Below are 19,183 nucleotides of genomic sequence, written 5' to 3' on the forward strand. Positions count from 1 at the left end.
CCCATGCGTCACACTGGCGTCGTGAGTCAACCGGAGTCCTCCCAGTCGCCGTACCTGGCACCCCCGTCGATGAACCCGTTCGGGAGGCCGGCCGTCGAGGAGCCGCGGCTGCCGTGGGCGAAGGCGGTCCTGGTGACGGTGGTGGTGTTCCTGGTCGCGGGTGTGGTGGCCGGGTGGGCCTGGCAGCAGTTCTCGCCGCTGGCCAAGTACACCGTGGACGAGCAGGGCGGGGCGCTCGGCGAGGAGCAGATGACCCGGATCTTCGGGCCGGACGGCACGTTCACCGCGATCGGCTTCGTGGCCGCGGTGGTGCTCGGCGGGGCGTTGTTCTGGTGGCTGCGCAACTACGGTCCGTGGTCGGTCGCGATCGTCACTCTCGGTGCTTGCCTGGGATCCGGAGTGTGCTGGGGCGTCGGCATGCTGCTCGGGCACGACCCGATCGAGCCGCGGCTGCGGGCCGCTCACCCCGGTGATCTGGTCGCGGCGCCGCTGGAGCTGCACACCTGGACGCCGGCGGTCTCCTGGCTGATCGGCGCCGCATTGGCCTGCGCGATCATCGCCGCCGCGACGTGGCGCGCTGAGCCTGTTGCAACCACTTCGCAACCTGCTGCGTCAGAATCTGCACCGCCGGTCCACTAGCCTTTTGCAGATCCGGTGGTGAGGCCATCGGAGCCAGCGAGGGAGCATATGTCCGACCAGAACCAACCACCCCAGTACCCAGGTGCCGGTGGTCAGCAGCCGCAGTACGGCCCGCCGCAAGGGCAGAACCTCTGGCCCCAGCAGGGTCAGCAGCCGGGGAGGCCGCAGGGCCAGCAGCCCGGCCAGCACGGTTACCCACAGCAACACCCGCAGCAGGGCCAGCAGTACGGCGGCCCGCAGCAGGGCGGTCCCCAGCAGGGTGGTCCGCAGTACGGCGGTCCGCAGGGCCCGGGCCCGCAGCAGGGCGCTCCTCAGCACGGTGGTCCTCAGCAGGGCGGTGCGCAGTACTACGGCCAGGGCGGGCAGCAGTACCCTCCGCAGCACGGTCAGCCGGGTCAGGCGTCGTACGAGCAGATGCACATCGGCGGTCAGCCGCCGCAGGGCCCCGGGTACGGCGGTCCGCAGCAGTGGCAGCCGGAGCCGAAGAAGAAGCGCGGCAAGCTGATCCCGATCATCGCCGCGGTGGCGATGGTGCTGGTGGTCGCCGGCGGCGGAATCTTTGCCTACGGCAAGCTCGGCGGCGGCGGCAAGCAGCCGGCCGACGTGCTGCCCGGCACCGCGGTCGGTTACGCCCGGGTGGACCTGAACCCGTCGGCCGGCCAGAAGGTCGCGGCGGTCCGGTTCCTGATGAAGTTCCCGTCCGTGAAGGACAACCTCGGCCTCACCGGTGAGCAGGACGACCTGCGGCAGAAGCTGTTCGAGCAGATCAAGAAGTCCGCCGGCGACGACCTCGCCGACGTCGACTTCGACAAGGACGTCAAGCCCTGGCTGGGCGACCGCGCCGGGTTCGCCGCGCTCCCGCCGGCCGAGGGCAAGGACGAGCCGATCCCGGTCGTCGCCGTCCAGATCAAGGACGAGGACGCCGCCAACAAGGGCATGGACAAGCTGCTCGCGAACGAGGACGACAAGCCCGGCCGCGCGTTCACCGACGGCTACATGATCCTCGGCGACGACCAGGCGACCGTGGACGCGGCCGTCGCCACGGCCAAGGACAACCCGCTGAGCAAGAACGCCAAGTTCAGCGCGGACATGGACAAGCTCGGCGAGCAGGGCTTCATCTCGGGCTGGGCGGACGCCAAGGGCCTGGCCTCGATCAGCGGCAAGGTCGAGTCCAGCCAGATCGCCGGGCTCGGTGACGCGACCGCCGCGGTGGCGCTGCGGTTCGACGCGTCGTACGTCGAGCTGAAGGGCATCGCGCACGGCGACAAGAGCGTCAAGGTGAGCTCCGCCGACGCCGCCGACCTGGTCACCAAGCTGCCGGAGACCACGGCCGGCGCGATCGCGATCTCCGGCGGCGAGAGCCTGATCGACACCGCCTGGGCGCAGGTGCAGAAGGCGGGCGGCGAGAACCTCCAGCCGATGATCGACGAGATCGCCCAGGAGACCGGATTGAAGTTGCCGGACGACCTGAAGACCCTGGCCGGCAAGAACCTGTCGGTCTCGATCGACAAGGACACCGCCGACGGCCCGAAGATCGCGGCCCGGATGGAGACCGACCCGGCGAAGGCCGAGCCGGTGGTGCAGAAGCTGACCACGCTGCTCCGCGAGCGGTCCTCGGCGAACATCCCGATCGAGAGCGCGAAGGACGGCGACACGCTCGTCGTCTCGACCAGCAAGGACTACGCCGAGCAGGTGCTGAAGGACGGCGGCCTCGGCCAGACCGAGAACTTCAAGCAGGCGCTGCCAGACGTCAAGGGCGCGGTGATGATCGGGTACGTCGACTTCGAGGCGGCCGGATCGGTCAGCGACCGGTTCGCCGACGACAAGAACCTGGCCGCGCTCCGCTCGGCCGGCGTCGTCACCCGCTCCACCGGCGACGGCGAGGCCGAGGTCACGCTGCGGGTCGTCGCGAAGTAGTCAGCACAGCGAACGAAAGCCCCGGACAGAATTGTCCGGGGCTTTCTTCGTGGCTGATGTCGAAAACGGCGGATCGGGTTCTACCTCCCGGGTGAAAGCACCTCGTCACGAAGGAGAAGGACCATGACCCACATCAGCGAGATCCGGACCGTCGGCGTACCGGTGACCGACCAGGACCGCGCGCTGGCGTTCTACACCGGCGCGCTCGGCTTCGAGGTGCTGATGGACGCGCCGTTGCCGCAGCTCGGCGGCCGGTGGATCGTCGTCGCACCGGCCGGCTCGTCGGCGAGCATCGCGCTGGTCCCCGCGAGCGAGAGCAACCCGGCAGGCGTCGACACCGGGATCCGGATGGCCAGCCCGGACGCGAAGGCGGCGCACCAGTACTTCCTCACCAGCGGCGTCGACACCGACGAGTTGCTCGAGTGGCCCGGCGTACCCCCGATGTTCAGCCTGCACGACCCGGACGGCAACCGTCTCTACATCTCGCAGGCCTGAGTCAGCGGGGCAGTCGTACGCCGGTCAGCGAGGCGCAGGCGTCCAGAAAGGCGTCCTGCGTCTCGCGGTCCGAAGCGGCCGGATGAGTTCGGTGCGGCCGCCGGTGGTAGTAATACCCGCCGCTTCCGGTCTCGGGGGAGGTGGCCAGCCAGACCTGCGTCAGGTGCGCCTGGCCGAGATCACCAGGCGCACCGCGTCCGCCCATCTTCGTCGGGACCCAGCCGGGGTCCACCGCGTTCGCCAGCACGTCCGGCCAGAGCCGGGCGACCGCGAACGCCAGCAGGACGTCGTGCAGCTTGGAGTCCGAGTACGCCTGCGCTCCGCGCCACCGCCGCCGTACCCACTGCAGGTCGTCGAGGGCGACGTCACCGCCTTCGTGCATACCGGAGCTGAGGTAGATGAGGCGATCTGGGCGTTCGATCAACGCGGTCAGCAGGTACGGCGCCAGCGCGTTGATCGCGAACACGTGCTCGAGACCGTCGACCGTCTCGATCCGCGGCTCCTGGTACCCGACGGCCGCGTTGTGCACGACCACGTCGAACCGCCCGGACGCATTCGCCTGGGCCGCCAGGTCCCGCGTCCGGTCGATGCTCGCGAGATCGCCCACGAGCACCGCCGTCGCTTCCGGCACCGCCCGGAGCGCGTCGTCGGCGCGCCGCTCGTTGCGGGCGTGGAGGACGACGTCGTGGCCCTGGGCGACGAGTTCCCGCGCGACCAGCTGCCCCAGTCCGTCGGCCGAACCGGTGATCAGTATGCGTGTCACGACTGGAGTCTCACACCAGGACGTGGCCGCCGTCGACGGAGACGATCGAGCCGGTGGCGTAAGGCTGGTTCATGAGGTAGACGTAGGCCGCCGCGATGTCCTCCGGCTCGCCGACGCGCCCGACCGGGAGGTGTTGCGCGGTCTCGTCGTAGTCGATGCCGCCGCGCCACATCGGCGTCCGGACGACGCCGGGCTTGACGGCGTTGACGCGGAGCGGGGCGAGCTCGACGGCGAGGGCGCGGGTCAGGGAGTCCATCGCGCCGCAGATGCTCGCGGCGACCGACCAGCCGGGGCCCGGGCGGTCGCCGGCGGCGCCGGTCGTGAGGACGACCGAGCCCGCCGCGCGGAGCTTCGGTACGGCGGCGCTCACGGCACCGAGGGCACCGAAGTACCGCAGGTCGAAGGCCTGCCGCGCTTGCGCCAGGTCCATCGAACCGACCTCGAGGAAGGTCAGCGCCTCGCCGGCGGTGTAGACGAGGTGGTCGAACGGATCGAGACCGGCGAAGAACGCCCGGACGGCGGCGGGGTCGGTGAGGTCGACCGCTTCGCCGGCGGCCGACGCGGGCAGCGCGCCGAGCGCCGCCTTCACGGACTCGGGGTTGCTCGAGGCAACGATCACGGTCGCGCCCTGGGCGGCGGCCAGCTGTGCGGTGGCCAGGCCGATGCCCGACGTACCGCCGAGAAGGACGACGCGGTGGTCCTGCAGAGTCACGGAACTGCCTTTCGTGGTGGGGAGTCTCGCTTCCACGATGCGGCGGCCGAGGCGCCGCCGTCCAAGACCTGTTCCGCTGTCTGTAATACCCTGAAGGTATTATGGATCTCGATCTCCGCAAGCTGCGGTACTTCGTCGCCGTCGCCGAGGAACTGCACTTCGGCCGCGCGGCGGAGCGGCTGCACATCGCGCAGCCCGTGCTGTCCCGGCAGATCCGGGCGCTCGAGGACGAGCTCCGGGCCCAGCTGTTCGCCCGCACCCGGCGATCGACCGAACTGACCGCGGCCGGTCGCCAGTTGCTCGACGACGCGCGGCCGCTGCTCGCCGCCGCCGACGCCACGCGGCGCCGGGTGGCCCGGGCCGCGCGCGGCTCGACGACGTTCACGATCGGCTTCATGCCGGGCCTGACCGTGACCGAGGCGGTCCGCGCGTTCGGCGCCACGCATCCGGAGCTCGAGATCGAGCTGATCCGCACCACGTGGGACGACCAGGTCGACGTACTGCACGACGGCCGGGTGGACGTGAGTATCGTCCGGCTGCCGATCGACCAGGCCGGCCTCACCGTTCGACCGCTCTTCGAGGAGCCCCGGGTCGCGACGCTGCCGGCCGGTCACCGCCTGGCCGGCAAGCCCGTCGTCGACATCACCGACCTCGCCGACGAGCATCTCCTGCAGGACCCCGACGCCGTACCGGAGTGGCGCGACATCGCCGTCGAGCTCCGGACCCGGACGGCGAAACCGATCCCCGTGCTGCACAGCGTCGAGGAGAAGCTCGAACACGTCGCCGCCGGCCGCGGTGTCTCGATCGTCCCGCTGTCCGTCGCCACGTTCTACCAGCGCCCCGACGTCGTCACGGTCCCCGTCGACAACCTCGCGCCGAACACCGTCGCCCTGGCCTGGATCGCCACCCGTCGCTCCCGCCTGCTCCAGGACTTCGCCGGCCTTGCTCCAACGGTCACTTGGACGCCTTAGGCGGTGTCCTCAGCCGTGCTCAGTTGAGGACCCGGTAGCGGATGTGGGTCGCGCGGGGCGTGTCGATGACGCGGACGACCTCAAGCTCGACGCGGTGCGGGAGGACGTCGAACAGCCGCAGACCGCTGCCGAACAGGACCGGCACCTGGCTGAGCTGCAGCTCGTCGAGGAGACCGGCCGCCAGCGCCTGCTGCGCAGTGACGGCGCCGTGGACCAGCACGTCCTTGTCGCCGGCGGCCGCCTTCGCCTGCGCCATCGCGGTCTCGATGTCGCCGACGACGTGGACGTTCTCGTAGCCGACCGGTGTCGGGTCGTGGCTGACGACGAAGATCGGTACGCCGTGGTGGTGCCCGCCGTAGTAGTCGACCTGTTCCGCCGTACGGCGGCCGACCAGGACCGCGCCCGTGGCGTGCAGCTCGTCCCAGATCTCGCCGGCCTCGCCGTCCGGGCGACCGACTTCGCCGGCCTCGTCCAGGTACCACTCGTGCAACCGCATGAAGTCGTCGCCGCCGGGGTTGCCGGGCCGGTCGTCCGGTCCCGCGATGTAGCCGTCGGCCGACATCGACATCAACAGCACGGATGAAGACATGAGCGTGCTCCCTCGCTCCGGTGGCGCGGTCGGTCCGCGCCCTGTGCCTTCGCGTCGAAGACGCTACCGCCGATTCGACATCATTCCGCGGACAGTGTCTCCAGGACGCCGTCGCCGTACTTGGTCAGCTTGTTCTCGCCGATGCCGCTGATCGTGCCCAGCTCGGCCAGCGACGTCGGCCGGTCGGTGGCGATCTGGCGCAGCGTCGCGTCGTGAAAGATCACGTACGCCGGGACGCCCTGCTCCTTGGCCACCGCCGCCCGCCACGCGCGCAACCGCTCGAACACCGGCGCCGCCTCGGGCGCGAGATCGGCGGCGGCCGCCTTCTTGCCGCTGGACGACCTGCTCCTGGAACGCACCCGCTCGGGCTCGCGGCGCATCATCACCTCGCGCCGCCGGCCGAGCACCTCGCCGCTGTCCTCGGTGAGCACGAGCGTGCCGTAGTCGCCCTCGACCGCGAGCAACCGCAGCGCGAGGCACTGCCGGATCACGCCGCGCCACTCGGTGTCCGTCAGCTCGGTGCCGATCCCGAACACGGTCAGCTGGTCGTGCCGGAACTGCTTGACCTTGTCGGTCTCCTTGCCGAGCAGGATGTCGATCAGCTGCCCGGCGCCGAACTTCTGCCCGCGCTCGTGCTGCAGCCGGTACACCGTCGAGAGCAGCTTCTGCGCCGCGATCGTGCCGTCCCAGGACTCCGGCGGCGTCAGACAGGTGTCGCAGTTCCCGCACGCGTCGCCCTGCTGGCCGAAGTACGCCAGGAGTTGCGAGCGCCGGCACTGCACGGTCTCGCACAACGCGAGCATCGCGTCGAGATGCGCGCTCAGCCGCCGCCGGTGCGCGAGGTCGCCCTCGGACGTGTCGATCATCTTCCGTTGCTGGACGACGTCCTGCAGTCCGTACGCCAGCCAGGCGGTGGACGGCAGGCCGTCACGTCCCGCGCGGCCGGTCTCCTGGTAGTAGCCCTCGACCGACTTCGGCAGGTCGAGGTGCGCGACGAACCGGACGTCCGGTTTGTCGATCCCCATGCCGAACGCGATCGTCGCCACCACGACCAGCCCGTCCTCGCGCAGGAACCGGGCCTGGTTCGCGGCGCGGGTCCGGCTGTCCAGGCCGGCGTGGTACGGCAGGGCCTCGATCCCGTTCTGGGTCAGGAAGGCCGCGGTCTTCTCGACGCTGTTGCGGGACAGGCAGTACACGATGCCCGCGTCGCCGGCGTGCTCGGTGCGCAGCAGGTCGAGCAGCTGCCGCTGCGGATTGTCCTTCGGGACGATCCGGTACTGGATGTTCGGCCGGTCGAAGCTCGCGACGAAATGCTTCGCGTCGCCGAGCTTCAGCCGGGTCGCGATCTCCTGGTGGGTCGCCTCGGTCGCCGTCGCGGTGAGCGCGATCCGCGGCACGTCGGGCCAGCGCTCGTGCAGCTCGGACAGCATCAGGTAGTCGGGCCGGAAGTCGTGGCCCCACTGCGACACGCAGTGCGCCTCGTCGATCGCGAACAGCGCGATCTTGCCCTGGTCGAGCAGCCGCACGGTCGCTTCCACCCGGAGCCGCTCGGGCGCCAGGTACAGCAGGTCGAGCTCGCCGGCCAGGAACGCCTGCTCGACCTCGCGCCGCTGCTCGAAGTCCTGCGTGGAGTTGAGGAATCCCGCCCGGACGCCGAGCGCGGTGAGCGCGTCCACCTGGTCCTGCATCAACGCGATCAGCGGCGAGATGACCACGCCGACGCCGGATCGCACCAGCGACGGGATCTGGTAGCACAGCGACTTGCCGCCGCCGGTCGGCATCAGCACCAGCGCGTCGCCGCCCGCGACGACGGTGTCGATGATGTCGCCCTGCTCGCCGCGGAAGGCGTCGTACCCGAACACCCGCCGGAGGACCTGAAGGGCTTCGGAATCGGGCAGCTCGGTCGTCTCACTCACCCCGGCGAGTCTAGTGAGATCGCGCCGACGATGCTGGCGCGATCGCCGATCCCTGTGGATTACCGGACAGGTCGGGGAGTTCCTCACGGATCCACTGCCGCGGTGAACAGCCCGCGATCGCGCGGAACTCCCTGGTCAGATGCGCCTGGTCGGCATACCCCGCGGCGGCCGACAGCTCGGCCAGCCGGGTCCGCGGCTGCCGGCGCAGTTGTCCGGTGACGCGCTCGAACCGCAGCACGCGGGCCGCGACCTTCGGCGGCAGACCGAACTCCGACCTGAACCGATCGGTGAGATGCCGCCGGCTCCACCCGACCTCGGTCGCCAACTCCTGGACCCCGACCGAGCCGCTCGCGCCGCACAGTCGCTGCCAGGCCCAGCCGAGCTCGGGCCGCACAGCACCGGGACGGCTCCCGCCGAGCTGCCGCAGCAGCAGGGCCTCGAGCAGGTCGAAGCGTGTCTCCCAAGTCGGCGCCTCGCGCAGTTGCTCGGTCAGCTCGCGCGCGGGCCGGCCGAGGACCTCGTCCAGACCGACCACCGTCGACGCGAGGGCGCCCGGCGGCAGTCCGAGGAGCGCTCGAGCGGCCGGGGGAGTGAGCGAGACCTGTACGCCGGCGCGGCTCGGTGTCTGACCGATGTGGACCGCCCGCGAGTGCAGCCCGCCGACGAGTGCGTCGTACTTGTCCACCGGGCCGCCGGGCCAGGCCACGCCGAGGGGCTCGTCGAGCGTGATGACGAGCGTCAGGTGGCGCGAGGGCAGGCCGCGGTGCAATGCCGGGGGATCACCGGCGTACGCATACCCGGTGATATCGGGCACCAAGGGGCGCAGCGCGGGGTGCGCCGCGCGGGTGTGATGGCCCAGTCCTGCCATGCGTCCAGGCTAGGACCGTCCACCGACAGAAACCGCGGCTCCAGAATCCGGGACCCGCATACCGTCATTCGGACGGGCGTGGCACTATCAGGAGATACGCCACACCTAGCTAGGAGATGTTCGTCGTGCCTGCTCTGAGGTCCCGCACTGTCACCCACGGCCGCAACATGGCGGGCGCTCGCGCGCTCATGCAGGCCTCCGGGGTAGCCCGCGAGGACTTCGGGAAGCCGATCATCGCGGTGGCGAACAGCTTCACCGAGTTCGTGCCCGGTCACACCCACCTGGCCCCGGTCGGCCGGATCGTCTCCGAGGCGATCCACGCGGCCGGCGGGATCGCGCGCGAGTTCAACACGATCGCCGTCGACGACGGGATCGCGATGGGCCACGGCGGCATGCTCTACAGCCTGCCGTCGCGGGACCTGATCGCCGACTCGGTCGAGTACATGGTCGAGGCGCACTGCGCGGACGCGCTGGTCTGCATCTCCAACTGCGACAAGATCACCCCGGGCATGCTGATGGCCGCGCTCCGGCTGAACATCCCGACCGTGTTCGTCTCCGGCGGCCCGATGGAGGCCGGCCGCGCGACGCTGGTCGACGGGACGGTCCGCAAGCTCGACCTGATCGACGCGATGTCCGAGGCCGTCAACGAGAACGTCTCCGACGCCGACATCCTGCGGATCGAGGAGAACGCCTGCCCGACCTGCGGTTCCTGTTCCGGCATGTTCACCGCGAACTCGATGAACTGCCTGACCGAGGCGATCGGCCTGTCGCTGCCCGGCAACGGGTCGGTGCTGGCCACCCACACCGCCCGCCGCGCGCTGTACGAGAAGGCCGGCGAGACCGTCGTCGGGCTGGCCCACCGGTACTACGACAACGACGACGCGACCGTGCTGCCGCGCTCGATCGCCTCGAAGGAGGCGTTCGGCAACGCGATGGCGCTGGACATCGCGATGGGCGGCTCGACGAACACGATCCTGCACCTGCTGGCCGCCGCGCAGGAGGCCGAGGTCGGCTTCGACCTCGACGACATCAACGCGGTCTCGCGCCGTGTCCCGTGCCTGGCGAAGGTCGCGCCGAACGTCGCGCCGCAGGGCACGTACTACATGGAGGACGTGCACCGCGCCGGCGGCATCCCCGCCATCCTCGGCGAGCTGCACCGCGCCGGCCTGCTGAACCAGAACGTCACCACCGTGCACAGCGACTCGATCGACGAGTGGCTGAAGACCTGGGACCTGCGCGGCGGTTCGCCGTCGCCGGAGGCCGTCGAGCTGTGGCACGCCGCGCCGGGCTGCAAGCGGTCCGCGCAGGCGTTCTCGCAGTCCGAGCGGTGGGAGACGCTGGACACCGACGCCGCGAACGGGTGCATCCGGGACCGCGAGCACGCGTACTCCAAGGACGGCGGCCTGGCCGTGCTGAAGGGCAACCTGGCCGTCGACGGCTGCGTGGTGAAGACGGCCGGTGTGGACGAGTCGATCTGGACGTTCGAGGGTCCCGCGGTGGTGTGCGAGTCGCAGGAGCAGGCCGTCGAGAAGATCCTCGCCAAGCAGATCCAGCCCGGCGACGTCATCGTGATCCGGTACGAGGGCCCCAAGGGCGGGCCGGGGATGCAGGAGATGCTGTACCCGACCTCGTACCTGAAGGGCCGCGGCCTCGGCAAGGTCTGCGCCCTGATCACCGACGGACGCTTCTCGGGCGGTACGTCGGGACTCTCGATCGGCCACGTCTCGCCCGAGGCGGCGTCCGGCGGGACGATCGCCCTGGTCGAGGACGGCGACCGGATCCGCATCGACATCCCGAACCGCTCGATCGAACTGCTGGTCGCCGACGACGAACTCGCCGCCCGGAAGGCGGCCCTGAACGGCGACTACGCCCCGAAGGCCCGCGACCGCAAGGTCTCCACCGCCCTCCGCGCCTACGCCGCCATGGCCACCAGCGCCGACAAGGGCGCCGTCCGCGACATCAGCAAGCTGGGCTAGAGCTCCAGGTCGAACGCCAGGTTGATTGCCTCGGCCAGGGCGGGTTCCTGGTCGGGGTGGAGGTGGCCGATCAGGCGGCCGAGCTGGGACTTCGGGATGGTTTGGATGTTGTCGCAGGAGATCGCGCTGGCGTGGTCGAGGCCGTTCTCCGGGCCGACCCGGACCTCGGTGGACAGGCCGCGGATGGTGCTGGTGATCGGGGCGACCGTCACGTTGGTGAGGCGCGGGCGGATCAGTTCGCGGGTGAGCACCACCACCGGGCGCGGCTTGTCGAGCCGCGCGATGTGGATCGGGCGCATCAGTCGAGGTCGCTGAGCACGGTCCCGGCGGCCGCGGGGGCGAGACCCTCGAGGTCCGGGTAGTCGCCGTACTCGTTCAGGATGGCGAGGTCGCGCGCGGCCAGCTCGCGGCGACGCTCACGCTCCATCGCCCGGGCGACCACGGACGCCCGGCTGGTCGCCTTGTCGGTGGCGACCAGTTCGTCCATGAAGTCGACCAGCTCGTCCGGCAACCGCACGGTGATCTGCTTGCTCATACCAAAACCATACCGCCCCGGGATTCAATCCGGTAGCGCGTCAGTTGGGGGAGAGGGCGGACCAGCTGATCAGGTCCGTGGCGGGGAGGGACGGGAGCGCAGCGATGGCGGAGAGTTCGGTGTCGATCAGGCCGACGAGTTGCGCGAGGCGGGTGGTGACGTCCTCGGCCTCGAGGAGCTTCTGGCGGTCCGGTGTCATGAGCTTCATCGCGGCCGACATCAGGTAGGACAGCGTGCCCGGGTCGTCGGGGAGGTCGCCGAGGTGCAGGCCCGGGCGGCTGATCTCGCTGACCGCCGCGGCGTACCTGCGGAAGCGTTCCAGCGCGACCGTCGCCGTCCCCAACGGGTCGTCGCCGAGGTCGTCGGGCAGCCACTCGACGTCGGCGACCAGGTAGTCGCCGGTGCCGTCCAGTTCGGTCACCTTGAACCGCCGGTTCCCGGTCAGCGTCACCTCGATCGGGCCCTCGTCGTCGGCGTCCACCGCGATCTCGGAGATCGTCGCCGAGCAGCCCGTCCCGTACAGCGACCGGAACACCCGCTCGCCCAACTCGTACCCGTCCCGGACCGCGAGGGCGCCGCAGATCAGCTCGCCGCCGTTCTCGACCAGGTCCCGGACCACCGCGCGGCCCTGCACGTCGGTGACCGGAATCGAGACCACCAGGCCGGGAAAGATCACCGTGTCGACAGTGAGCAACGGCAGGCGGGAGTCCATGCCGACGAGCCTAGGGCATCGCTGCCCCTGATCACCTGTGGTGACCGGCCGGCCTGTGGATATGGCGTCGGGGGTGCGGGGCGTGACCACTAGACTGACTCCCATGATTCGCCGCGTCGACCTGCGGGGCCGAGTGGCGGCCGGAGAGGTCTCCGACCTCCAAGCCGAAGTGAATGCCCTCGTTCCCCGAGCCGTGTTCGACGTCGAGAAGGCTCTCGACGTCGTCCGACCCATCTGCCTGGACGTCCGCCATCGCGGCCTCGAGGCGATCCGGGACTACGGTGAGACGTTCGACCATGTGCGCGTCGAGGACATCCGGGTCCCGGCCGCGGCGCTGAAGTCCGCGCTGGAGGAGCTCGACCCGCAGGTGCGCAGTGCCTTCGAGGAGTCGATCCGCCGCGTCCGCGAGGTCAGCCAGGACGAGCTCACCGCCGATGTCACCTCCGAGCCCGCACCGGGCGGGCGGGTGACGCAGCGGTTCGTCCCGGTCCAGCGCGTGGGTCTCTACGTGCCAGGCGGCCGCGCGCCGCTGGCGTCGAGCGTCGTGATGAACGTCGTACCGGCCCAGGTCGCCGGCGTGCCGTCGCTCGCCGTCGCCTCGCCGCCCCAGAAGGATTATGGCGGGCTGCCGCACCCGACCGTGCTCGCGGTGTGCGCGCTCCTCGGGATCGAGGAGGTGTATGCGATGGGCGGCGCCCAGGCGATCGCCGGTTTCGCGTACGGCTTCGAGGGCTGCAAGAAGGTCAACCTGATCACAGGCCCGGGCAACATCTACGTCGTCGCCGCCAAGCGCAACCTGCTCGGTGAGGTCGGCATCGACTCCGAGGCCGGACCGACCGAGATCGCGGTCCTGGCCGATGCGACCGCTGACCCCAAGCACGTCGCCGCCGACCTGATCAGCCAGGCCGAGCACGACCCGATGGCGGCCAGTGTGCTGGTCACCCCGAGCGAGTCGCTCGCCGAGGCGGTCGAGGCCGAGCTGCCGCTCCAGGTCGCGCGGACCAAGCACCGGGACCGCGTCACCGAGGCGCTGTCCGGTCAGCAGTCCGCCGTCGTGCTCGTCGACGACCTCGAGCAGGGCACCGCGGTCGTCGACGCGTATGCCGCCGAGCACCTGGAGATCCAGACCGCGGACGCCGAGGAGCGGGCCGGCCTGATCACCAATGCCGGAGCGATCTTCGTCGGCAGTTGGTCGCCGGTGTCGCTCGGCGACTACTGCGCCGGGTCGAACCACGTGCTCCCGACGGCCGGCTGCGCGTGCCACTCGTCCGGCCTGTCGGTGCGCAGCTTCCTCAAGGCGGTGCACGTCGTGAACTACTCGCGCGACGCGCTGCGCGAGGTCGCCGGTCACGTGGTCACGCTCGCCGACGCCGAGGACCTGCCCGGCCACGGCGCCGCGGTCTCCGTCCGATTCCCCGAGGAGCAGTGATGGGCCGCTTCGACGGGCTGCCGATCCGCGAGGAGCTCAAGAGCTTCGAGCCGTACGGCGCCCCGCAGCTCGACGTCCCGGTGCTGCTGAACGTCAACGAGAACCCGTATCCGGCGAGCGAGGCGACCGTCGCCGACATCGCCGCCGCGGTGACCGAGGCCGCTCGCGGCATGAACCGGTACCCCGACCGCGAGTTCCTCGGGCTGCGCGCGGACCTCGCGGCGTACCTGGCCCGCGAGTCCGGGGCGCACCTGGAGCCCGAGCAGCTCTGGGCGGCGAACGGGTCCAACGAGGTGATGCTGCACGTCCTGCAGGCGTTCGGCGGCCCCGGCCGCACGGCGTTGTCGTTCGCGCCGACCTACTCGATGTACCCGGAGTACGCGCGGGACACGAACACCGCCTGGGTCACCGGCCGCCGGGCCGAGGACTTCACGCTCGACCGGAGCAAGGCGATCGCCGCGATCTCCCGGCACCGCCCGTCGGTCGTGCTGCTCGCCTCGCCGAACAACCCGACCGGGACGGCGCTGCCGATCGACGTGACCGAGGCGATCGTCGCGCACGCCGCCGCGCACGGCGCGGTCGTGGTGGTCGACGAGGCGTATGCCGAGTTCCGCCGCACCGGGACGCCGAGCGCGGTCAGCCTGCTGCCGTCGTACCCGAATCTCGCCGTCGCCCGGACGATGTCGAAGGCGTTCGCGATGGCCGGCGGCCGGGTCGGGTACCTTGCCGCCAGCAAGCAGTTCGTGGACGCGCTGCGGATCGTCCGGCTGCCGTACCACCTGTCCGCCGTGACCCAGGCGGTCGCGCGGGCCGCCCTGCGGCACTCCGACGAGCTGCTCGGCCGGGTCGAGCAGTTGCGCGTCGAGCGCGACGAGACCGTCGACTGGTTGCGGTCGCTCGGGCTGCGCGCGGTCGACTCGGACGCCAACTTCGTCCTGTTCGGCACGTTCGCGGACCGGCACGCGGTCTGGCAGGCGCTGCTCGACGACGGCGTCCTGATCCGGGAGACCGGCCCGGACGGCTGGCTGCGGGTGTCGATCGGCACCGGCGAGGAGATGGCCGCGTTCCGCGCCTCGCTGGAGCGCATCCTCAAGAGCGACGTAGGAAGGTTGTCATGAGCCGCACTGCGCGGGTTGATCGGGAGACGAGCGAGTCGAAGGTCCTCGTCGAGCTGAACCTCGACGGCGAGGGCCGGGCGGACATCTCCACGGGGGTCGGCTTCTACGACCACATGCTCAACGCGCTCGCCAAGCACGCGCTGCTGGACCTGCACGTGAACACGGTCGGCGACCTGGAGATCGACGCGCACCACACGGTCGAGGACACCGCGATCGGGATCGGGCAGGCGCTCAAGGAAGCCCTCGGCGACAAGCGCGGGATCCGCCGCTTCGGCGACGCGACCGTGCCGCTGGACGAGGCGCTGGTGCACTGCACCGTCGACCTGTCCGGCCGTCCGTACTGCGTGCACACCGGCGAGCCGGACGGGCAGGTGTACGCGATCATCGGCGGCGACTACGCCGGTTCGCTGACCCAGCACGTCTTCGAGACGCTGGCCTTCAACGCCGCGATCTGCGTGCACATCCGGGTGCTGTCCGGCCGCGACCCGCACCACATCGTCGAGGCGCAGTTCAAGGCCTTCGCCCGCGCGCTCCGGGCCGCTGCCGAGCTCGACCCGCGGCAGCCGGGCATCCCGTCCACCAAGGGTGCTCTGTGAGCAAGAAGGTCGTGCTCCTGGACTACGGCTCGGGCAACATCCGGTCGGGGGAGCGCGCGCTGCGGCGGGTCGGCGCGGACGTCACCGTGACCGCGGACTTCGACGCGGCGTGCGACGCCGACGGTCTGCTGGTGCCGGGCGTCGGCGCCTTCGAGGCGTGTATGACCGGGCTGAAGGCGGTCCGCGGCGACGTCGCGGTCGACCGGCGGCTGACCGGCGGCCGTCCGGTGCTCGGGATCTGCGTCGGCATGCAGATCCTGTTCACCCGCGGCATCGAGCACGGCGTCGAGACCGAGGGCTGCGAGCAGTGGCCCGGCACCGTCGAGCGCCTCCAGCCGGTGGACGGGGAGCCGGTCCCGCACATGGGCTGGAACACGGTCGACGTACCGTCCGGCACGACGCTCTTCGACGGGCTGGAGAAGGAGCGGTTCTACTTCGTGCACTCGTACGGCGTGCGGAGTTGGGAGCTGACCGACACCCGCGAGTCCGTCACGCCGCGCGTCACCTGGACGACGTACGGCGGGGACAGGTTCGTCGCCGCGGTCGAGAACGGCCCGCTGTCGGCCACCCAGTTCCACCCGGAGAAGTCCGGCGACGCCGGCGCGACGCTGCTGGAGAACTGGGTCCGCTCGCTGTGAATGAGTGACACGCGTTCACTTGCCGTTGGGTTGTTGTTTACCGTACGTTCACTGGTCACCACTGCTTGTCGTCGAGCTAGGGAGACCGCCCCATGACCAGTTCTTTGTCCAGGCGTCAGTTCGTCGGCCGTGCGGCCGCGGCGGGTGTCGCGGTCAGTGTGGCCGGTTCGGTCGACGCGCTGTACACGGCGCAGCCGGCACTTGGTACGTCCGGCCCGAAGATCGGCTACGGCCCGCTGATCGAGGACCCGGACGGCATGCTCGACCTGCCGCGCGGGTTCAGCTACAAGATCCTGTCCCGCGAGGGCACCGTCCGGCCGGACGGACTCCCGACGCCGAGCCGCTTCGACGGAATGGGCGTGTTCCCGGACCGCGACGGCGGCTCCCGCCTCGTCCGCAACCACGAGTGCAGCCCGACCTCGAAGATCAAGGTCGTCGCGCCGGCCGAGCGGACGTACGACCCGGCCGCCGCGGGCGGCACCAGCACGCTGGCGGTCGATCGGCACAATGCGGCCTCCAAGGAGTTCGTCAGCCTCGGCGGTACGGCGATCAACTGCTCCGGCGGTCCCACGCCCTGGCGTACCTGGCTGACCTGCGAGGAGACCGAGCTGAAGGCCGGTCAGAGCGGCTACACGAAGGACCACGGCTTCATCTTCGAGGTCGACCCGTACGACGACCGCCGCAACGTCAGCCCGTTCGCGCTGACCGCGATGGGCCGTTTCCAGCACGAGGCGGTCGCGATCGACCCGCGGACCGGGATCGTCTACGAGACCGAGGACGCGTTCGTCGCCCCGCTCGGCGGCTTCTACCGCTTCCTGCCGAACCGGCCGCGCGGCGGCTGGGGTTCGCTGCGGGCCGGCGGCGAGCTGCAGGCGATGCACGTCCCGGGCCTGCCGGACCTCTCGGTGGTCCAGGAGGCGGGTGCGGAGTTCCACGACGTCCAGTGGGTGACGGTGCCGGATCCGCTGGCGAAGACCGAGTCGGTCCGCGCGCAGGACTACGCCAAGCCGATCACCGGCGGCTACAAGCTCGAGGGCTGCTGGTGGGGCGACCTGGACCGCTGCGTGTACTTCGTGTCGTCGTTCGCGCGGACCGAGCTCGGCCCGAAGGTCGACCACGACGGCCAGGTGTGGAAGCTGGACCCGCGGAAGCGCACGCTCCGTCTCGAGGTGATCTTCACCCGTCCGAAGCCGGGCTCCGACGACCCCGAGTTCGACGCCCCGGACAACATCACGATGTCGCCGTACGGCGGGCTGATGATGTGCGAGGACGGCCTCGGCGAGCAGCACATCCTCGGCACCACGGAGGACGGCGAGGTCTTCAAGTTCGCCCGGAACCGCGTCAACCTCGGCACGCCGGAGGACCCGGAGTACGGCGAACTGTCCGGTGTCGGCTTCTCCGCCGACGGCCGAACGATGTTCTTCAACGTCTACAACCCCGGCATCACCTACGCCATCACCGGCCCCTGGCGCCGGCGGCGCTAACTGCCCTCCACCCCACCCGCCCACCTGTGTCCTGCCGCCTGCAGGCCAGTCACACGAGGGGATATCCGTCCCCGTTGGGGGTTCTTCGCTCGTATACCACCGGAGAACCCCCAACACGCGTGGAGAGCCCTCGTGTTCGATGGTGCGGTTGGCCGGTGGGTTGTGGCGGTGCGCGCGGTTCGGGCCGGGCTAGGGCGTCGCGCCGGGGAAGGCGACCGGCGCGCCGCCCCAGGTGAGTTGGCTGGCGGCGACCGCGAGCAGACTCTCGATCGCGAACGCGCGGACGGCCGGTTGTTCGGCGGCCTCCACGAGGTCGCCGTACACCGCCGCGATCCGGCGCTCGATGATCAGGATCAGCGCGCTCGCGGTGGCGGCGGTGTTGACCGCGAGGGGAAGGTCGTACGCCGGTTCGGCCGCGACCGGGGTCTCACCGGCGGCGACCAGCAGCGCGCTCAGGCGGTCGCGATTGTCGCGGTGACTCTCGAACGTGTCGTTCGCCGCGCGGAACCGGGCGCCGCTCAGCTTGCCCCCGGCCACGCCGACGCCGTACAGCGCCGCATGCTCACCCGCGAGGGCCGCCTGGAGGGCTTCCACCTGGTTCACGTGTTGTCCTTCTTCTTGGCGGGGGCCAGGGTCGTGCCCAACTGGGTCTCGGCGGCGGCGATCTCGGCGAGCAGGCGAGCGGGCGCGCCGGACAGCTTGGCCGCGGCTGCCGCGTGGGCGACGGCGGCGGCCTTCTCCTGCTTGGCGATCGCGGCCAGCGCGGCCTGCGAACTCGCCGGGACCGCGGTCTTCGTCGCCTGCGCGGCCACGCCCTGGGTCTCCTTGAGTTTCGCCAGGTGGCTCACGTGGTACTTCGCGCCGGCGGCGAGCTGGGCCCGCAGCGCGGGGAACCTGCGGGCGGCGGTTGCGTAGAGCTGGGACAATTGAGTCACCAGGGTCGCAGCGCCGCTGAGAGCCGCGACGACCGCTGGATCGACGGTTGGCGTCTCCTCCGCCGGTCCCTGCGACGTCGACGGCTTGCCGTTCACGGCACCCGGCGTACCGGCCCCGGCGGCAGGGTCGTCCTTGCAGCCGCTCAGCGCGGCCGCGCCCGGTACGAGGGCAGCGGTCACGAAGACGGTACGTCGGCTCAGGCGGCGTTCAGGCACGGCGGAACGATACCTGGTGACGCGCCCACGACCGCCTGGGACGAGGCGGTGACAGGGATCGGGGCGTCGGCCGGATATGGTGGGCTACTGCCCTTGGCGCGACCGCCGGGGCGGTGACGGGTGCACAACTGGAGAGAGAGGCAGGTCAAACTGTGAGCCGACGGACTGACCACACGGACACCACGAGCCTCGAGAACTTCCTGCGGCCGATCGTCGAGCAGTTCGGCTGCGACCTGGAGGCCGCGGACATCACCCCGGCCGGGCGCCGCCGCCTGCTGCGCGTCCTGGTCGACCGGGACGGCGGCATCAGTCTCGACGACGTCGCCGAGGTCACCCGGGCCGTCTCCAAGGCGCTCGACGCCGACGACATCATGGGCGAGGGCGCCTACACGCTGGAGGTCTCCAGCCCCGGCGTCGACCGCCCGCTCACCCTGCCCCGGCACTGGCGCCGCAACACCGGCCGGCTGGTCGCGGTCACGCTGACCGCGGGCGGCAAAGTGACAGGCCGGATCAAGTCCGCCTCCGACGAGGCGGCCGAACTGGACGTCGACGGCAAGCGGCAGAGTGTCGCCTACGCCGACGTGGCCAAGGCCAAGGTCCAGATCGAGTTCAACCGGGCTGCCGGCAACGACGAACCAGAAACACCTGCCGACGGCACGGTGGAGGAGAACTGA

21 protein-coding genes are annotated in these 19,183 nt (G+C 70.7%); 11 read left to right on the forward strand and 10 right to left on the reverse strand.

Annotation, left to right across the window (positions count from 1 at the left end; genetic code table 11):
- Positions 1 to 21: 21 nt before the first annotated feature.
- The 3 genes from AB0L64_RS14695 (at position 22) to AB0L64_RS14705 (ending at position 3,051) form a co-directional block, all read left to right on the forward strand.
- Positions 22 to 639 carry a hypothetical protein gene (locus AB0L64_RS14695; protein ID WP_363710640.1) on the forward strand — a complete coding sequence of 206 codons (618 nt, stop codon included), beginning with the start codon at positions 22 to 24 and terminating at the stop codon, positions 637 to 639.
- A 48-nt stretch (positions 640 to 687) separates the two neighbouring features.
- Positions 688 to 2,556: a DUF3352 domain-containing protein gene (locus tag AB0L64_RS14700; RefSeq protein ID WP_363710641.1), complete on the forward strand. Its 1,869-nt coding sequence runs from the start codon at positions 688 to 690 to the stop codon at positions 2,554 to 2,556.
- A 123-nt stretch (positions 2,557 to 2,679) separates the two neighbouring features.
- Entirely contained in the window at positions 2,680 to 3,051 is a 372-nt protein-coding gene (locus AB0L64_RS14705; RefSeq protein ID WP_363710642.1) for a VOC family protein, read from the forward strand.
- Position 3,052: 1 nt separating this feature from the next.
- Here AB0L64_RS14705 and AB0L64_RS14710 read toward each other — a convergent pair whose 3' ends face one another.
- Both AB0L64_RS14710 and AB0L64_RS14715 read right to left on the reverse strand, forming a co-directional pair.
- Entirely contained in the window at positions 3,053 to 3,814 is a 762-nt protein-coding gene (locus AB0L64_RS14710) for an SDR family NAD(P)-dependent oxidoreductase (RefSeq protein ID WP_363710643.1), read from the reverse strand.
- A gap of 10 nt (positions 3,815 to 3,824) precedes the next feature.
- Complete coding sequence (locus AB0L64_RS14715) at positions 3,825 to 4,526, reverse strand: SDR family oxidoreductase (protein WP_363710644.1); 702 nt, start codon at positions 4,524 to 4,526, stop codon at positions 3,825 to 3,827.
- A gap of 101 nt (positions 4,527 to 4,627) precedes the next feature.
- On the opposite strand from AB0L64_RS14715, the gene AB0L64_RS14720 reads away from it, so the two are divergent.
- On the forward strand, positions 4,628 to 5,497 hold the full coding sequence (locus AB0L64_RS14720; RefSeq protein ID WP_363710645.1) for a LysR substrate-binding domain-containing protein: 870 nt from the start codon (positions 4,628 to 4,630) through the stop codon (positions 5,495 to 5,497).
- 19 nt (positions 5,498 to 5,516) lie between these two features.
- Here AB0L64_RS14720 and AB0L64_RS14725 read toward each other — a convergent pair whose 3' ends face one another.
- The 3 genes from AB0L64_RS14725 to AB0L64_RS14735 all read right to left on the reverse strand — a co-directional run bounded on the left by AB0L64_RS14725 (position 5,517) and on the right by AB0L64_RS14735 (position 8,870).
- The gene (locus AB0L64_RS14725; protein WP_363710646.1) at positions 5,517 to 6,086 is read right to left on the reverse strand and encodes a dihydrofolate reductase family protein; all 570 of its coding nucleotides are present in this window, start codon (positions 6,084 to 6,086) and stop codon (positions 5,517 to 5,519) included.
- 80 nt (positions 6,087 to 6,166) lie between these two features.
- Entirely contained in the window at positions 6,167 to 8,002 is a 1,836-nt protein-coding gene (gene recQ / locus AB0L64_RS14730) for a DNA helicase RecQ (RefSeq protein ID WP_363710647.1), read from the reverse strand.
- Positions 8,003 to 8,012: 10 nt separating this feature from the next.
- Positions 8,013 to 8,870: a helix-turn-helix domain-containing protein gene (locus tag AB0L64_RS14735; protein WP_363710648.1), complete on the reverse strand. Its 858-nt coding sequence runs from the start codon at positions 8,868 to 8,870 to the stop codon at positions 8,013 to 8,015.
- A gap of 125 nt (positions 8,871 to 8,995) precedes the next feature.
- On the opposite strand from AB0L64_RS14735, the gene ilvD reads away from it, so the two are divergent.
- A complete protein-coding gene (gene ilvD, locus AB0L64_RS14740) occupies positions 8,996 to 10,846 on the forward strand; it encodes a dihydroxy-acid dehydratase (RefSeq protein ID WP_363710649.1) in 1,851 nt (616 codons plus the stop codon).
- Here the strand turns inward: ilvD and AB0L64_RS14745 are convergent.
- Genes AB0L64_RS14745 through AB0L64_RS14755 form a run of 3 tightly spaced genes read right to left on the reverse strand, consistent with a single transcriptional unit; the run spans position 10,843 to position 12,093 of the window.
- A complete protein-coding gene (locus AB0L64_RS14745) occupies positions 10,843 to 11,145 on the reverse strand; it encodes a type II toxin-antitoxin system PemK/MazF family toxin (protein ID WP_359933484.1) in 303 nt (100 codons plus the stop codon). The two genes, ilvD and AB0L64_RS14745, sit on opposite strands and share 4 nt — an antisense overlap.
- The gene (locus tag AB0L64_RS14750; protein ID WP_359933486.1) at positions 11,145 to 11,381 is read right to left on the reverse strand and encodes a YlcI/YnfO family protein; all 237 of its coding nucleotides are present in this window, start codon (positions 11,379 to 11,381) and stop codon (positions 11,145 to 11,147) included. Before AB0L64_RS14750 ends, AB0L64_RS14745 begins: the two co-directional genes overlap by 1 nt.
- A gap of 40 nt (positions 11,382 to 11,421) precedes the next feature.
- On the reverse strand, positions 11,422 to 12,093 hold the full coding sequence (locus tag AB0L64_RS14755) for an LON peptidase substrate-binding domain-containing protein (RefSeq protein WP_363710650.1): 672 nt from the start codon (positions 12,091 to 12,093) through the stop codon (positions 11,422 to 11,424).
- Between the two features lie 103 nt (positions 12,094 to 12,196).
- Between AB0L64_RS14755 and hisD the strand changes: the two genes are divergently transcribed.
- The 5 genes from hisD to AB0L64_RS14780 all read left to right on the forward strand — a co-directional run bounded on the left by hisD (position 12,197) and on the right by AB0L64_RS14780 (position 17,358).
- Positions 12,197 to 13,522: a histidinol dehydrogenase gene (gene hisD / locus AB0L64_RS14760; RefSeq protein WP_363710652.1), complete on the forward strand. Its 1,326-nt coding sequence runs from the start codon at positions 12,197 to 12,199 to the stop codon at positions 13,520 to 13,522.
- Positions 13,522 to 14,640 carry a histidinol-phosphate transaminase gene (locus AB0L64_RS14765; RefSeq protein ID WP_363710653.1) on the forward strand — a complete coding sequence of 373 codons (1,119 nt, stop codon included), beginning with the start codon at positions 13,522 to 13,524 and terminating at the stop codon, positions 14,638 to 14,640. The genes hisD and AB0L64_RS14765 overlap by 1 nt, the downstream gene beginning before the upstream one ends.
- Positions 14,637 to 15,236, forward strand: coding sequence for an imidazoleglycerol-phosphate dehydratase HisB (gene hisB, locus AB0L64_RS14770; RefSeq protein WP_363710654.1), 600 nt, complete (start codon positions 14,637 to 14,639; stop codon positions 15,234 to 15,236). The genes AB0L64_RS14765 and hisB overlap by 4 nt, the downstream gene beginning before the upstream one ends.
- On the forward strand, positions 15,233 to 15,874 hold the full coding sequence (hisH, locus tag AB0L64_RS14775; protein ID WP_359933495.1) for an imidazole glycerol phosphate synthase subunit HisH: 642 nt from the start codon (positions 15,233 to 15,235) through the stop codon (positions 15,872 to 15,874). Before hisB ends, hisH begins: the two co-directional genes overlap by 4 nt.
- A 92-nt stretch (positions 15,875 to 15,966) precedes the next feature.
- On the forward strand, positions 15,967 to 17,358 hold the full coding sequence (locus AB0L64_RS14780) for an alkaline phosphatase PhoX (protein ID WP_363710655.1): 1,392 nt from the start codon (positions 15,967 to 15,969) through the stop codon (positions 17,356 to 17,358).
- A gap of 189 nt (positions 17,359 to 17,547) precedes the next feature.
- On the opposite strand, the gene AB0L64_RS14785 is transcribed toward AB0L64_RS14780, so the two are convergent.
- A complete protein-coding gene (locus AB0L64_RS14785) occupies positions 17,548 to 17,961 on the reverse strand; it encodes a ferritin-like domain-containing protein (protein WP_363710656.1) in 414 nt (137 codons plus the stop codon).
- Positions 17,958 to 18,509: a cell division protein FtsK gene (locus tag AB0L64_RS14790; protein WP_363710657.1), complete on the reverse strand. Its 552-nt coding sequence runs from the start codon at positions 18,507 to 18,509 to the stop codon at positions 17,958 to 17,960. The genes AB0L64_RS14785 and AB0L64_RS14790 overlap by 4 nt, the downstream gene beginning before the upstream one ends.
- 152 nt (positions 18,510 to 18,661) lie before the next feature.
- Between AB0L64_RS14790 and rimP the strand changes: the two genes are divergently transcribed.
- A complete protein-coding gene (gene rimP / locus AB0L64_RS14795; RefSeq protein ID WP_363710658.1) occupies positions 18,662 to 19,183 on the forward strand; it encodes a ribosome maturation factor RimP in 522 nt (173 codons plus the stop codon).

Source organism: Kribbella sp. NPDC051936 (genome assembly GCF_040680955.1).
Lineage (GTDB): Bacteria > Actinomycetota > Actinomycetes > Propionibacteriales > Kribbellaceae > Kribbella.

Excerpts from the sequence above, each read along its gene's own strand:
- hisB (WP_363710654.1), top strand. The coding sequence starts at position 14,637 with ATGAGCCGCACTGCGCGGGTTGATCGGGAGACGAGCGAGTCGAAGGTC.
- AB0L64_RS14750 (WP_359933486.1), bottom strand. The coding sequence starts at position 11,381 with ATGAGCAAGCAGATCACCGTGCGGTTGCCGGACGAGCTGGTCGACTTC.
- AB0L64_RS14780 (WP_363710655.1), top strand. The coding sequence starts at position 15,967 with ATGACCAGTTCTTTGTCCAGGCGTCAGTTCGTCGGCCGTGCGGCCGCG.
- AB0L64_RS14700 (WP_363710641.1), top strand. The coding sequence starts at position 688 with ATGTCCGACCAGAACCAACCACCCCAGTACCCAGGTGCCGGTGGTCAG.
- AB0L64_RS14705 (WP_363710642.1), top strand. The coding sequence starts at position 2,680 with ATGACCCACATCAGCGAGATCCGGACCGTCGGCGTACCGGTGACCGAC.
- AB0L64_RS14720 (WP_363710645.1), top strand. The coding sequence starts at position 4,628 with ATGGATCTCGATCTCCGCAAGCTGCGGTACTTCGTCGCCGTCGCCGAG.
- AB0L64_RS14735 (WP_363710648.1), bottom strand. The coding sequence starts at position 8,870 with ATGGCAGGACTGGGCCATCACACCCGCGCGGCGCACCCCGCGCTGCGC.
- AB0L64_RS14745 (WP_359933484.1), bottom strand. The coding sequence starts at position 11,145 with ATGCGCCCGATCCACATCGCGCGGCTCGACAAGCCGCGCCCGGTGGTG.
- AB0L64_RS14725 (WP_363710646.1), bottom strand. The coding sequence starts at position 6,086 with ATGTCTTCATCCGTGCTGTTGATGTCGATGTCGGCCGACGGCTACATC.
- AB0L64_RS14765 (WP_363710653.1), top strand. The coding sequence starts at position 13,522 with ATGGGCCGCTTCGACGGGCTGCCGATCCGCGAGGAGCTCAAGAGCTTC.
- AB0L64_RS14755 (WP_363710650.1), bottom strand. The coding sequence starts at position 12,093 with ATGGACTCCCGCCTGCCGTTGCTCACTGTCGACACGGTGATCTTTCCC.
- hisD (WP_363710652.1), top strand. The coding sequence starts at position 12,197 with ATGATTCGCCGCGTCGACCTGCGGGGCCGAGTGGCGGCCGGAGAGGTC.